Raw genomic sequence first — 13,610 nt, forward strand, 5'->3', positions numbered from 1 at the left:
TTTTGCCTGAAAATATCATCCTGTTTTGCATCAAAAACAGTTACTTCGACTGCACCGGTATGTACATTTCAATGTCCCAGTAGCCATCCTCCATGCCATTGTTCATGTACACTTCAAAGCAGGGTTTAGCGGCTATTTCGTAAGTCGTATCCTGCATCAGGCGGTCAAAGAACTGATACCAGGGCGTCGCAAAATCATGGTTTTCAACACGCGCAACGGCAACAGCATAGTCGCCCCCCGCCACTTCGGTCAGGATCACCCCTTCGCTATTTTCCGGGATCGCAAAATCTTCAGGCACGGATACCACGGTATCGCAACGCAGTTTCTCCGCCGGGACAACGTCAGGATTGTCGTAATAAACGGCTATCCATTCCAGCGGAACAATTTGCTTCCCGTCGACCCACTTCATTAACTGCTCAAAGCCCTGCTTTACCGTTTGTTCCCACGGACCCACCATGTGAAAACCGGCAATCCTGCGTTTATCGACCTGCTTAATCTCGTACTCCATATAACCTCCGCGATTACACTGTATTTATATACAGTGTAATTTTTAGGTATTACGGCCACAAGCAAATAGTGATTATTATGTGAGCAGATTCGCACTCTTGCCAGTCAGGCATTCCAGGAAATAACTAGGCCTTGTGGTGGAAATAATCGCTCAGACGCGAGAAAACGCCACCTTCGCTGACGGACTCCAGCGTAACCAGAGGCCAGTGCGCCACCAGCTTATCCCGATCGTAGAGTTCAATTTCGCCCACACGCTGATGTGCCGCGATTGGAGCAACCAGTTCTTTCTTATCAAGGACATATTTTGCTTTAATGTTAGCGACTTCCGCTTTAGGCAGGGCCATCCAGAAATCCTGCTCGGTGCCGAGGCTGATTTTTTCTTTGTCGCCATACCAGATCCGCTCGGTACCGACCTGCTTACCGCTACGCAAAACCTGTACCGTATCGAAGTTTTGTTGTCCCCATTGCAGCAGCTTACGCGCCTGGTCTTCACGCCCTTTCGCACTCTCAGCCCCCATCACAACCGCAATCAGTCGACGTTGTCCATCAACGGCGGAAGCGATCAGGTTGAATCCGGCCCCGGACGTATGCCCGGTCTTCAGACCATCAACGTTCATGGTTTTATCCCACAACAGGCCATTACGGTTTTGCTGCGTGATGCCGTTCCAGGTAAGGCTTTTCTCACTGTACATATGGTAGAAATCCGGTTCACCATGGATGATAGCTCTCGACAACACGGCCAGGTCGTAGGCAGAACTATGCTGACCCGGCGCATCCAGACCGTGGACCGTTTCAAAATGGGTGTCCTGCAGGTTCAACTTTTGCGCATAGTTGTTCATCATCGCGACAAACTGCGGTTGTCCCCCGGCGATGTAATCAGCCAGCGCCACGCAGGCATCATTACCGGAATCAACAATTAGCCCGCGGCTGAGGTCGCGCACCGAAACGCGATCGCCTTGTTTCAGGAACATCAGGGATGAACCGACGAATACCGGATTGTCTTTCGCCCAGGCATCGCGCCCAACGGTGACAATATCGGTTGGACTAATGCGCTTACTGTCGATTGCGCGATCAACAACATAGCCGGTCATCAGCTTGGTCAGACTGGCGGGGTTACGTTGCTGGTGTTCATTACCGGCTGTCAGAATTTGGCCCGTGGTGTAATCCATTAATACCCACGCCCCGGCATTTATCGCAGGCGGCTGAGGGGCGAAGCTGGCGGCATCGGTCGCCCAGGCGGACGTAAAACTCATCGTGAATAGTGAAGCGGCAATAAACAAACGGCGTTTCAACAGCATGTCCTCAGAAAAGGGAGAAATAGCCGTTCTTTTTACGGAAGTTCTGTCGAACAAACTTGAATAAATTGCAAGAAAATGTGACATAAGGCACATTTTCTTGCTGTTATATAAGGCTGTCAGAGACAAACCACGCGCGAAATTATCCTTTGCGTGGCGCAGTCTCTGCGTGATGGCTGCGATGGCGATGGTAGCCGTCGATCATACTGCGGAAAATTTGCCCTGGCGTGTCGCCCAGCGTGCACAGGTAAATATGTGCGCAGATGAACAGTAAGCCCACAATCGCTAACGCCATATGCAGCACCAGTATTACCGGCCCCGCCCCCATCACCTGCGGGTAGAGACATAACAAGCCGGTAATGATCAACAGCGGAACCAGCGCGTACATGATGGCCAGGTAGGCCAACTGTTGCAGCGGGTTAAATTTGTCGTTTGCCGTTGCGGCAAACGGGTGCGGCTCACCTTTCATGATGCCATACAGATAAAAGCGCGTTTGCAGCAGGCAGCGTGATATCAACCCGTTTAATTTCACGCGATAATGGCAGCCGTTGCCGCTGGTTGCGTTTATTAACACAAAGCCGATCCAGAAGGCCAGCAATGCGAAGCCGCACCAGGTATGCACCTGTACCATCAACGCTACCGGTCCGACAGAGAAGTGGCCAAACAGTCCGCTCAGCATAAGCAGAATAAAGAGCAGCGCATTTCCCCAGTGCCAACGGCGAACAGCCAGCGAATAAAGGTACTCCCGGTGCTCCTCTCCGGTTGCCGTTTTCGGCGCCAGCATCCGACGTAACAGCGCGTGCGTGACCAGGCCCGCAATCATCAGCACCACAATAACGCCCGCATAAATGAGCCACAGCGGCCAGTAGTCCGGCGCATAGTTAAGTTCCGCTCCCCAGATAGAATTCATACGTTACCCTCCTGATGGATCTCTTTACGCCGATAAACACTCACCGGGCCACTACGCGTATCCTGCTGGCGATAAACCTCTTTTTGATTGATCCAGTGTTGAATTTCCGGGTCATCGCGACGACCAAACTTCAACGCATCCGTAGGACAAACGGAAACGCAGGCGGGGGACTGCCCCACCTCCAGGCGGGTATCCGCGCAGAAATTACATTTGTCTGCGATTCCCGTTTGTGGATTGAGATAGCGTACATGGAACGGACAAGCAGCAACGCAGTAGTCACAGCCAATACAGCGGGATTTATCCACCTGCACAATGCCATTTTCATCGCGGAATGAAGCACCGGTTGGACAAACGCTGACGCACGGCGCATCTTCACAATGCTGGCAGGAAACACGAACAAACTGGAAGTGGGACAGTGCCTCGGGTTCCTGTTCCGGTGAACGGATCTGCACCTGTAAGCGACTAAAACCTTCAGGCACGTCATTCAGTACCTTGCAGGCAACCGTACATGCCTGACAACCAATGCAGCGTTTTTCGTCATGCAGCATGACATAAGGGTTTGTTGATTGATTCATGATGTACTCCTTTCTCATGCCCGACGAAGCGTAACGCCAGCGGTGTGGACCACCGTACCGGACACCGGACTGGTGACATGCGGAAGCAAATTACCGCAATGAATACCGTGCGTCGTCGCGGCTGTTTTGGCTCCTGCCTTGGCGCCAAATCCCATATAAACGAATAGCGTATCGGGTCGAATACCGGCGGTGACCAACGCTTTGCCTTTTTCCTTACCAGTTGCATTTTCCAGCCAGATGTCATCGCCGCTTTTGATGCCTTTTTCACGGGCCGTTTGCGGGTGGATCCACACCGCGTTGTCCCACATCAGCTCACTCAGCAGTGGCACATATTGCGTTGCGCCATTGGTATGAACCGCCACTTTCCCCTGAATAAAATAGAGTTCATTATCGCCTTTGAGCGCAAAATTGCGGGCGCGAGGAACACCGTAGCCAGGCAGGAGTGTTTCCAGCTCTTCAGAGTAGAGTTCGATTTTTCCTGACGGGGATTTAAAGCGCAGTTGTTCACCATAGGTGCCGTCGCTATCAACCGCAACCGCGCCCGGGTAGCGCGCCACAAACTGACGCACCGCTTCGGGTTCGCGCAGCAATAGCGGAACACCCCACTCGCGATACCCTTTCTGACGTAGCTCAGCAGATAACGCATGATCGCCATTAAGCTGGTACAGCTGACGCGTTTGCATATCCTGCCATGGGTAAAATTGCCCAAGGCCTAACTGAACAGCCAGCTCTTTCCAGATTTGCCAGCTCGGACGCGCGTCACCGATAGGCTCTACAACCTGCTGACGCAGGGCATAGGCTGGATTCAGCCCTGACATATCAGAAACTTCTTCATCGCGCTCAAGGTAAGTACATTCAGGCAACAGATAATCGGCATACGCCGCGCTTTCGCTTAAATAGACATCACAACTAACCACCAGGTCGAGTTGTTCAACGGTCTTGACCAGGTCTGGTCGACAGGTCACGGTCTGGAAAGGATTGTGTCGGGACATAATCCATCCCTTCACCGGATACGGCGTTTGATTTAAGACGGCATCGATAATGCTCTGCACCACGCCGCCGCCAGCCGCGATGTACTTGAACTGCGGGGCAACCAGATCGATACGCTGTGCCGTTGGCTTGGGTAATTTAGCATCGGGTTTTGCCAGCACGGGAGCGACTTTCTCTCCGGCCAGCTTATTGTACGTTGCCGCCGCTTTTTTCTGATACAACCCACCCTCACGCTCAATATTTCCAAGTAACACATTGAGGGTGAAAATCATGCGCCGCATATCAATTTCTTCTTGCGAAAACGTCGCACGATGACCCGGACTGACGATGGCGTGAGGCGCGCTGGCGGCCATTTCGCGGGTAACCCGGATAATCACATCTGCAGGCACATCAGCGAGCTTTTGCGCCCATTCCGGCGTGGTCTCTTGTACCGCCTCAGCCAGTTGGTCAAACCCGGTGGTGTAGCGTGCAACAAAGTCTGCGTCATACAGATTTTCTTTGATCATGACGTGACACATGGCCATCAGCACCGGTAAGTCACCGCCAGGCTTAAGCGCATGCCATTCATCCGCTTTGCTGGAGAAGACGGACAAACGGGGATCAAAGCTGACCATCTTCGCGCCTTTTTCCTGCGCGGTCATCAGTTCATGCGTGTCGGCGACTTCAATGCCTTCATAGAGGTTATGGCCAAAAGAGACCATATAACGAGTGTTGACGATATCCATGGCTAAATCGCCGCCCATCATAACCTTAGCGGCAATCGCTTTTCCTGCGGGGCATGTCGAGGCGTGAGTAAACGTGTTCGGCGATCCAAAAGCCGTCGCGAGGTGAAATAAATGGCCGGAAAGCGAACCGGACTTGGAAGAGAATACGACCCCCTCGGGACCATGCTGCGCTTTAATTGCCGTCATTTTTTCGGCAATTTCTTTATATGCCTGCTGCCAGCTAATTACCTGCCACTCCCCGCTCCCGCGAGGTCCTGTGCGTTTCATCGGTTTAACAATACGATGCGGGTCGTTAACCAGGCTAACACCGCTGCCTCCGCGCGCGCAGACACGCGTGCCCTGCTGAGGCGCATTAGGGTTTCCTTGAATAAAAACAGTCTTATTATTAATTACCTGAGCCTGAATTGGGCAGCGAAAAGAACACATTTCGCACAAACTTGGCGTCAGGGATGTTTTCCCTTTTATCTGCTCGGGAGAATTTCGCGCCAGTGCGCCTGGTGGAAAACTTCCTATCGCACAGGCTGAGCAACCTATCCCCACCCCTCGTAAAAAATTACGCCGACTAATACTCATATAACCTCCTGTTATTAGATATATCCAATTATTATATGGAATTTATATTATTAATTTTTAACCTCACTCACATTTTATTACAATGTAGAGTAGCTAATCGGACAAAATAAAAAACCTTTGTTTATAAAAGAGTTTTAAAGCTTCCAAAACACAGAAAACAAAATGGAAATAACAATAATGGTTATCAGTTAACTTATTTCCCAAATTCTCATTTTAAGAAAATTTATTCCAGTAATTTCCTTTAACGGTGAAAAAATAATTAACCATTCGTGCAAAGCCTCGTTCAGCGCAATTTTCTTGCGTAGGTCATTCCGCATCGATAATCCTCTTGCTGATTACCTCGCTATTTTTTGGTATTCTTAGATAAGCGCTAAATTGATCCCGGACATAACTGAACAATGAATGACGGCAAGCAGCAACCTGGTTTTCTCTTCCACGATTACGAGACCTTTGGTACCCATCCGGCGCTGGACAGACCCGCGCAATTTGCGGCTATCCGCACAGATAACGATTTCAACATTATCGGTGAACCTGAAGTCTTTTATTGCAAACCTGCAGACGACTATCTGCCACAGCCAGAAGCGGTGCTGATTACCGGTATCACCCCGCAGGAAGCACGTGAAAAGGGAGAAAATGAAGCTGCTTTTGCTGCGCGTATTCACGCCCTGTTTACCGTGCCGAAAACCTGTATTTTGGGCTATAACAATGTGCGCTTCGATGATGAAGTGACGCGAAATATCCTGTATCGCAATTTCTACGATCCCTATGCCTGGAGCTGGCAGAACGATAATTCGCGCTGGGATCTGCTGGATGTAATGCGTGCCTGCTATGCCCTGCGTCCTGAAGGTATTAACTGGCCAGAAAACGACGATGGCTTGCCCAGCTTTCGCCTGGAACATTTGACCAAAGCGAATGGGATTGAGCATACCAATGCCCACGATGCGATGGCCGACGTGTATGCCACGATTGCGATGGCGCAATTAGTCAAGTCACGCCAGCCGCGTTTGTTTGAATATCTCTATAGCCATCGTAATAAGCACAAGCTGGCGGCGCTAATTGATGTCCCGCAGATGAAGCCGCTGGTCCATGTCTCGGGCATGTTCGGCGCATGGCGCGGTAACACCAGTTGGGTGGCACCACTGGCCTGGCATCCGGAAAATCGCAACGCGGTTATCATGGTCGACTTAGCCGGTGATATTTCGCCGCTGCTCGAACTGGACAGCGACGCGCTGCGTGAGCGACTCTACACCGCTAAGGCAGATCTGGGAGATAGCCCAGCGGTTCCGGTTAAACTGGTGCACATCAACAAATGTCCGGTACTGGCACAGGCGAACACCCTGCGCCCGGAAGATGCCGATCGTCTCGGTATTAACCGCCAGCATTGTCTTGATAATCTCAAGGTTCTGCGCGAAAACCCACAGGTACGCGACAAAGTCGTGGCTATCTTCGCCGAAGCGGAACCCTTTGCGCCATCCGATAACGTAGACGCCCAGCTGTACAACGGCTTTTTCAGCGATGCCGACCGCGCTGCGATGAAAATCGTTCTGGAAACCGAACCGCGCAATTTACCGGCGCTGGATATCACCTTTGTCGATAAACGCATTGAAAAGCTGCTGTTTAACTACCGCGCACGTAACTTCCCCGGCACGCTGGATGAAGCCGAACAACAGCGCTGGCTGGACCATCGTCGTCAGGTATTTACGCCGGAGTTTTTGCAAAATTACGCCAATGAATTACAGATGCTGAGTCAGCAATATGCGGATAACAAAGAGAAGCTGACGCTGCTGAAAGCACTCTGGCAATATGCACAAGAAATAGTCTGAAGATGAGATGCCCTCCGCCAGACGGCGGAGGGCTCGTGTTTACGCTTTCTGCACCGTAATGCTCCAGGCGGCGTCACCCACCTGTTGATAATCAGTAATCACGTGCCCCTCTTCGGCGGCCCATTGCGGGATTGCCTCAGTTGCCTGGGTACAGTCAAACGCGATCACCAGTTCATCACCACTTGCCATTTCTGCTAGTGCCGCTTTTGCTTCAATCAGTGGAAACGGACAAACCTGCGTGACCACATCCAGTTTTTTAATTGCCATCATCAAATCCTTACGCTTAATTTGCCGCAGCAGCGGTTAGTTTTGCCTTACGCTGCGGTCTGATATACACAATCCATGACGCGGTCCAGACGCCGAGAATCATAAAGACCAGGCCAACCCATCCCTGCCAGGTCATCATCGCCGTCATAACCAGACCGTTGCCAATCGAACAGCCACCCGCGATGCTGGCACCAAAGCCCATTAACAGACCGCCAAAACCGCTACGCAGCGTGGTGGGTGCGTCGGCTGCACGAACGCGAAATTCGCGACTGGCTTTCGCGGCAATAAATGAGCCGAGAAAAATGCCCAGTACCAGGAACACTCCCCAGTTAATAAACTTACTGTCGCCTGCGACAAGGAATTGCAGAATATTGGCGGTTGGTGATGTGATCCCCAGACCAAACATTCGTCCGGTTGCTTCACTCAGCGGCCATGCCAACAGCGCAATCAACCCGATCAGAACCGCAGTAACAAATGGATGCCAGCGTTTCTCAAATAAAATATGTGCAAGGCCGGTGCGACGAGGCGGTAGCATAGCAACTTTCAATTTTGGTTTTCTCAGCTCTTTCGCCACCACCCACAATGTAACCATCAGCAGAATAGCGATCAGTGGCCATACGGACAGGTTCAACGTGTCTGCAATGGAATTATGCTCAGTACTGTAGGTTTTCAGCGCCTGATTCAGCCCACTCGCATGTGTAGAGCGCATCACCGCACTCATCACCATGTAGGTAAACAACGCAATCCAGCTACCGATAAGCCCTTCTCCTGCACGGTACCAGGTTCCGGTAGCACACCCGCCCGCATAAACAATTCCGATACCAAAGACATAACCACCAACAACGGTTCCCAGCCACGGGAAGGTGCCGGCATCATAGCTAAGTACACCCGCCTGGATCAGCGCAAAGACACCCACACTTTGCACAGAGATGGCTATCAGCAGCGCATAAAACATACGATTATTTTTCGCAATATACATATCGCGAAAACCGCCCGTCAGACAAAATCGTCCACGTTGCATGACAAAGCCAAATAGCGCGCCACAGATGAGCCCGCTTAACATCATTGAAAACATAAATTAATTAGCCAGAAGTATATTAGTCAGGAAATTATTCATGACTAACTGGTTCAGAACCAATAACCAAATTCTCTAATTTAGAACTAACGGTTATTAATATTGTCTGGAAACAAAGCAGGGGAATAAAAAAACCGGAGAACATGTCTCCGGTTTTTCAATGTCAGATTAGGTTATTACGCAATATCTTCGTCGTACTGCGGGACCGGGTTGCGGAAGCTTTTGGTCACGCACGCCAGGTAGATCAGACCGATACCCGCCCAGATCAGGCCCAGAACCATGGAGCTTTCTTCCAGGTTCACCCACAGCGCGCCAACGGTCAGCGCACCGCACATTGGCAGGAACAGGTACTGGAAGTGATCTTTCAGCGTCTTGTTACGCTTCTCACGGATCCAGAACTGGGAGATTACCGACAGGTTAACGAAGGTAAATGCCACCAGCGCACCAAAGTTAATCAGCGCCGTCGCCATCACCAGGTCGAAGTTGATTGCCAGCAGAGCAATCGCCCCCACCAGAATGATGTTCATGGACGGAGTACGCCATTTCGGGTGTACATAACCGAAGAAACTTTTCGGGAATACGCCATCACGACCCATCACGTACATCAGACGCGCAACGCCTGCATGCGCCGCCATACCGGACGCCAGTACGGTAATGGTAGAGAAAATCAGCGCGCCGACCTGGAAGAACTTACCCGCAACATACAGCATGATTTCTGGCTGCGAAGCGTCCGGATCCTTAAAGCGCGAAATATCCGGGAAGTACAACTGCAGCAGATAGGTGGAGACGATAAAGATCAGGCCACCAATCAGCGCGGTCAGGAAAATCGCACGCGGGATCACGCGCTCAGCGTCTTTGGTTTCTTCTGACAGGTTGCTGATACCGTCAAAACCGGTGAACGAGAAGCACAGGATGGTCGCACCGGTGATCATCGGGATCACGTGCGCATCACCGGACCAGAACGGACGGCTGCTCGCCAGCGTACCGGCACCTTCCCCTTCGAACACGCCATAAACGACCATGCCGAGGATCACCGCAATCAGCACCACCTGCAACAACACGATCACGGTGTTGAAATTGGCGACGGATTTGAGGCTACGCAGGTTGAAGGCGGTCATAAAGGCCACCAGCGCCACCACGAATATCCACGATGGAATCGAAGGCACCAGCGCTTCAAAATATATTTTCGCCAACAGAATGTTGATCATCGGGGCGAACAGGTAGTCCAGCAGCGATGACCAGCCAACCATAAAGCCAACGGTCGGGCTAATGGATTTCTGAGCGTAAGTGTAGGCAGAGCCTGCAGACGGATAGCGGCGTACCAGTTTACCGTAGCTTAGTGCGGTAAAGAGGATGGCGATCAGTGCAAAGGCGTAAGCTGTCGGGACGTGACCATCGGTCATTCCTGAGACGATACCGAATGTATCGAACAGCGTCATCGGCTGCATATAGGCAAGGCCCATCATGACAACCGGAACCAGCGTAAGCGTTTTACGTAATTCCACGCGAGAGGTGTTTGGAGTAGCGTTATGCGACATGGTTATCCCCCATTACGGCGAAAACCGTCGCGTAAGCAAAAAATTGCCCCATTTTTTGTTAATCCTCAGCGACAACAACTGTCGATTTTTAAGTAAGTATCTATCCGGTACGAAGCCCGGCCTCTTTTATGAATGATTGGTTTGATGCAAAAAAATAACCGACGCGTATTAAAACGTCGGTTAATGTCATTTTTTGCAAGCGGCGTATTTTGCACTAATTTGGAGAGAAATAACAAGAGATTGAAGCCACTGTAAAAAAATATTTTTTCTCAACTGATTGATTTATCAGCATCCGTTTTAACGTACACCCCGGCAATAGCACTATTTGCTAAAATCTCATCCCGCCACCAGGCGCTGGCAAGCCCGGCGGTCTGTTCATTCCACCCTATCCATACGGGTTCAAACAGAATTTGTCCGACCACGTTCTTCTCAATCAGCGCGCCGCTGTCCAAAAATCGTTGCGCCAGATAACGTGGAATATATCCGCATCCGAGACCACTGATTTGCAGCTCCAGCTTGGTTTTGAAGTCAAAAACGGTAATCGCTTCCTGATCGTCCAACACCTGAACACCGGATATGTTCACTTGATGCGCATTCTCTCCCACCACGATGGCGCGAAATCGTCGAATAGTGCGACGATTTAACGGTTCCTGTTCCTGCGCCAGGGGGTGATGCGGCGCAACAACAAACACCTGTTCCAGAGCGCCCAGCCGCGCAAAGCCAAATTCACTCCCCGCCGGCGGTTCATGCATAGCGCCGACAATAATATCCGCCCGCCCCTGAGTCAGTGCATCCCAGGAGCCCCCCAGCACGCCGTTAATAAATTTCAGACGCGTCACACTGTGACGTTGATAGAACGATTCGATGAGGGGGGCCAGCAGTGAAAAGGGAAACGTATCATCGACGCCGATAACCAGTTCATTTTCCCAGCCTTCATGCAGCTTAATGGCTTGCTTTTCGAGTTCGCGAACGGAGTGCAATACCTCTCGCCCCTTTTCCAGCAGCATTTGGCCGGTGCGGGTAAACTTAGCCCGGTGTCCACTGCGATCTAATAACTGAATATTAAGATCGCTTTCCAGTTTATGGACGGTGTAGCTAAGCGCAGACGGCGTCTTATACAATTTTGCCGACGCCGCCGCGAAACTGCCCTCTTTTTCTAACGCATCGAGAATGATAAGAACGTCCAGCAGTGGTTTCATACTCGCCCCCTGGCGGTATACAGCGACACTCTGCTGGCCTGTCACTCCATCGGCATCACCAGCGGATCGGGATACTGGTACTCAAATCCAAGCTCATTACAAATACGGCTGCCATCAATGACTTTACCTTTACCGTTATCCGCACCGCCGCGAAATTCTGGTGGTTCCATCCCCAACTGGCGGGCCATCTGTGGATAGAACACGTTACGCGCCGGATGCAAAGGCGCACATATATTATAGATGTGTCCCCCTTTAGGCGCTTGCAGCAGCAAGGTGATGGCAGAAACGACATCATCCAGATGCACCAGATTGACGCCATGGTTTCCATCCGGCGCCGTCTTACCCGCGAAAAAGCGGCCGGGATGTCTTCCCGGGCCAACCAGCCCGGCCAGGCGCAGAATATCTACCGAAGTGCCTGGCAAGTTGTGCAGCCAGTCTTCAAGTTCTTTCAGCACACGCCCGCTGGCGGTGACCGGGTTACGCGGTGTTCCCTCTTTTACGATGCCCTGGACATCGCCATAGACCGACGTCGAGCTGGTAAAAATAATCCGCGGGATACGGTACGCCAGCGCACTGTCAACCAGCTCCTGCATGGCCTGCAGGTAAAATGCCTCCCCCGGCCCGCTGCGGCGCGCAGGTAGCGTAATAACCAGTGCATCAGCGTCCATCAGTGCGTCGAGATCGTCGGCTTCACAGACCAGTTCAGGCTCCAGGCGCAGCGAGTAACTCTCGATACCGCTCATGCGGGCCGCTTCCACCCCATCTAATGTGGTTTTGCTGCCGGTCACCTGCCAGCCTCTCGCCGCCAGCGACATGGCTAACGGCATGCCTAACCAACCTAACCCGACAATTGCGACCTTTTTCATGCCTTCTCTCCTGACTTTTGGCCTATAACGCAAGGCTACGCCAGCCCACGGTGGCTGACAATTCATAGTATCAATATGAAATGAATTAATGATCAAAAAAAGCCCTTGCTTTCCGTAGCTAAAGTGGTTTAGGTTAAAAGACATCAAATGAATAAACATTCATCGAGAAAATTTATGACACGCGCTCAATTTAAACACCATCATCACCATCATCCTGACTAGTCTTTCAGGCGATGTGTGCTGGGAGACATTTAAATCTTCCAGCGGTGCATGAGCGTATGAGAAAGCCCCCGGAAGATTTCTTCCGGGGGCTTTTTTTTGTGCGTGACCCAAACTGATTCAGACAGGATAACAAGGAACAAACAATGTTAGACAACACCCGTTTACGCATAGCTATGCAGAAATCAGGCCGTTTAAGCGACGATTCACGCGAATTACTGGCCCGTTGCGGCATTAAAATTAATCTTCACACCCAGCGCTTAATTGCGATGGCAGAGAATATGCCGATTGATATTCTGCGCGTGCGTGATGACGATATCCCGGGTCTGGTGATGGACGGCGTCGTTGATCTGGGCATCATTGGGGAAAACGTTCTGGAAGAAGAGTTGCTCAACCGTCGGGCACAGGGTGAAGATCCTCGCTATTTCACTCTACGTCGTCTGGACTTCGGCGGCTGCCGTCTTTCGCTGGCAACCCCGGTTGACGAAGCGTGGGATGGCCCGGCCGCGCTGAACGGGAAGCGTATCGCCACCTCTTACCCGCACCTGCTCAAGCGTTATCTCGATCAAAAAGGGGTGTCATTTAAATCCTGTCTGTTAAACGGTTCTGTCGAAGTCGCACCCCGCGCGGGCCTGGCCGATGCGATCTGCGATCTGGTCTCAACCGGTGCGACGCTTGAAGCAAATGGTCTGCGTGAAGTGGAAGTGATTTATCGCTCTAAAGCGTGTCTGATTCAGCGCGACGGCGAAATGGCCGCAGCCAAGCAGCAGTTGATCGACAAACTACTGACCCGCATCCAGGGGGTTATTCAGGCTCGTGAATCCAAATACATCATGATGCACGCCCCGAGCGAGCGTCTGGACGAAGTCATCGCCCTGCTGCCTGGCGCTGAGCGCCCTACCATTCTGCCACTGGCGGGTGACCAGCAGCGCGTGGCCATGCACATGGTCAGCAGCGAAACCCTGTTCTGGGAAACAATGGAAAAACTGAAAGCGCTCGGTGCCAGCTCAATTCTGGTGCTGCCGATTGAGAAGATGATGGAGTAACG

General features: G+C 51.6%; 13 protein-coding genes, 1 pseudogene and 1 other annotated feature. Of the genes and pseudogenes, 3 read left to right on the forward strand and 11 right to left on the reverse strand.

What is annotated here, in order from left to right:
- Positions 1-40 precede the first annotated feature (40 nt).
- From sbmC to phsA, 5 genes are all read right to left on the reverse strand, one after another.
- Complete coding sequence (sbmC, locus tag ACVXHP_RS07555) at positions 41-508, reverse strand: DNA gyrase inhibitor SbmC (RefSeq protein WP_316129955.1); 468 nt, start codon at positions 506-508, stop codon at positions 41-43.
- 124 nt (positions 509-632) lie between these two features.
- The gene (gene dacD / locus ACVXHP_RS07560) at positions 633-1,805 is read right to left on the reverse strand and encodes a serine-type D-Ala-D-Ala carboxypeptidase DacD (protein ID WP_069323527.1); all 1,173 of its coding nucleotides are present in this window, start codon (positions 1,803-1,805) and stop codon (positions 633-635) included.
- A gap of 139 nt (positions 1,806-1,944) precedes the next feature.
- Positions 1,945-2,712, reverse strand: coding sequence for a thiosulfate reductase cytochrome B subunit (phsC, locus tag ACVXHP_RS07565; RefSeq protein WP_447571192.1), 768 nt, complete (start codon positions 2,710-2,712; stop codon positions 1,945-1,947).
- Complete coding sequence (gene phsB, locus ACVXHP_RS07570; RefSeq protein ID WP_200005966.1) at positions 2,709-3,287, reverse strand: thiosulfate reductase electron transport protein PhsB; 579 nt, start codon at positions 3,285-3,287, stop codon at positions 2,709-2,711. Before phsB ends, phsC begins: the two co-directional genes overlap by 4 nt.
- A gap of 14 nt (positions 3,288-3,301) precedes the next feature.
- Complete coding sequence (phsA, locus tag ACVXHP_RS07575; protein ID WP_447571193.1) at positions 3,302-5,575, reverse strand: thiosulfate reductase PhsA; 2,274 nt, start codon at positions 5,573-5,575, stop codon at positions 3,302-3,304.
- Positions 5,576-5,973: 398 nt separating this feature from the next.
- Between phsA and sbcB the strand changes: the two genes are divergently transcribed.
- A complete protein-coding gene (gene sbcB / locus ACVXHP_RS07580) occupies positions 5,974-7,398 on the forward strand; it encodes an exodeoxyribonuclease I (protein WP_447571194.1) in 1,425 nt (474 codons plus the stop codon).
- Positions 7,399-7,437: 39 nt separating this feature from the next.
- Here the strand turns inward: sbcB and tsuB are convergent, their stop codons facing one another.
- The 6 genes and pseudogenes from tsuB to ACVXHP_RS07610 form a co-directional block, all read right to left on the reverse strand.
- The gene (gene tsuB, locus ACVXHP_RS07585) at positions 7,438-7,665 is read right to left on the reverse strand and encodes a thiosulfate utilization sulfurtransferase TsuB/YeeD (RefSeq protein WP_200005963.1); all 228 of its coding nucleotides are present in this window, start codon (positions 7,663-7,665) and stop codon (positions 7,438-7,440) included.
- A 16-nt stretch (positions 7,666-7,681) separates the two neighbouring features.
- Positions 7,682-8,740 (reverse strand): thiosulfate utilization transporter TsuA/YeeE, encoded by a 1,059-nt coding sequence (tsuA, locus tag ACVXHP_RS07590; protein WP_447571195.1) that lies wholly within the window; start codon positions 8,738-8,740, stop codon positions 7,682-7,684.
- A 176-nt stretch (positions 8,741-8,916) separates the two neighbouring features.
- A complete protein-coding gene (gene plaP, locus ACVXHP_RS07595) occupies positions 8,917-10,278 on the reverse strand; it encodes a putrescine/proton symporter PlaP (RefSeq protein ID WP_181562106.1) in 1,362 nt (453 codons plus the stop codon).
- On the reverse strand, positions 10,268-10,330 hold the full coding sequence (gene yoeI / locus ACVXHP_RS07600; protein WP_099045591.1) for a membrane protein YoeI: 63 nt from the start codon (positions 10,328-10,330) through the stop codon (positions 10,268-10,270). Before yoeI ends, plaP begins: the two co-directional genes overlap by 11 nt.
- A gap of 162 nt (positions 10,331-10,492) precedes the next feature.
- Positions 10,493-11,477, reverse strand: a pseudogene (locus tag ACVXHP_RS07605) (LysR substrate-binding domain-containing protein).
- A gap of 41 nt (positions 11,478-11,518) precedes the next feature.
- On the reverse strand, positions 11,519-12,343 hold the full coding sequence (locus ACVXHP_RS07610) for an SDR family oxidoreductase (protein WP_200005961.1): 825 nt from the start codon (positions 12,341-12,343) through the stop codon (positions 11,519-11,521).
- Between the two features lie 174 nt (positions 12,344-12,517).
- Between ACVXHP_RS07610 and hisL the strand changes: the two genes are divergently transcribed.
- Together hisL and hisG are read left to right on the forward strand one after the other, a co-directional pair.
- Complete coding sequence (hisL, locus tag ACVXHP_RS07615; protein ID WP_100250077.1) at positions 12,518-12,565, forward strand: his operon leader peptide; 48 nt, start codon at positions 12,518-12,520, stop codon at positions 12,563-12,565.
- Positions 12,541-12,663, forward strand: a sequence feature (His leader region). Its footprint overlaps the gene before it by 25 nt.
- A 45-nt stretch (positions 12,664-12,708) precedes the next feature.
- A complete protein-coding gene (gene hisG, locus ACVXHP_RS07620; RefSeq protein WP_137360858.1) occupies positions 12,709-13,608 on the forward strand; it encodes an ATP phosphoribosyltransferase in 900 nt (299 codons plus the stop codon).
- Positions 13,609-13,610: the final 2 nt, after the last annotated feature.

This window comes from Citrobacter freundii complex sp. 2025EL-00176, assembly GCF_053309355.1.

Coding starts and splice junctions, on each gene's coding strand:
- sbmC (WP_316129955.1), bottom strand. CDS start 508: ATGGAGTACGAGATTAAGCAGGTCGATAAACGCAGGATTGCCGGTTTT.
- dacD (WP_069323527.1), bottom strand. CDS start 1,805: ATGCTGTTGAAACGCCGTTTGTTTATTGCCGCTTCACTATTCACGATG.
- phsC (WP_447571192.1), bottom strand. CDS start 2,712: ATGAATTCTATCTGGGGAGCGGAACTTAACTATGCGCCGGACTACTGG.
- phsB (WP_200005966.1), bottom strand. CDS start 3,287: ATGAATCAATCAACAAACCCTTATGTCATGCTGCATGACGAAAAACGC.
- phsA (WP_447571193.1), bottom strand. CDS start 5,575: ATGAGTATTAGTCGGCGTAATTTTTTACGAGGGGTGGGGATAGGTTGC.
- sbcB (WP_447571194.1), top strand. CDS start 5,974: ATGAATGACGGCAAGCAGCAACCTGGTTTTCTCTTCCACGATTACGAG.
- tsuB (WP_200005963.1), bottom strand. CDS start 7,665: ATGGCAATTAAAAAACTGGATGTGGTCACGCAGGTTTGTCCGTTTCCA.
- tsuA (WP_447571195.1), bottom strand. CDS start 8,740: ATGTTTTCAATGATGTTAAGCGGGCTCATCTGTGGCGCGCTATTTGGC.
- plaP (WP_181562106.1), bottom strand. CDS start 10,278: ATGTCGCATAACGCTACTCCAAACACCTCTCGCGTGGAATTACGTAAA.
- ACVXHP_RS07610 (WP_200005961.1), bottom strand. CDS start 12,343: ATGAAAAAGGTCGCAATTGTCGGGTTAGGTTGGTTAGGCATGCCGTTA.
- hisG (WP_137360858.1), top strand. CDS start 12,709: ATGTTAGACAACACCCGTTTACGCATAGCTATGCAGAAATCAGGCCGT.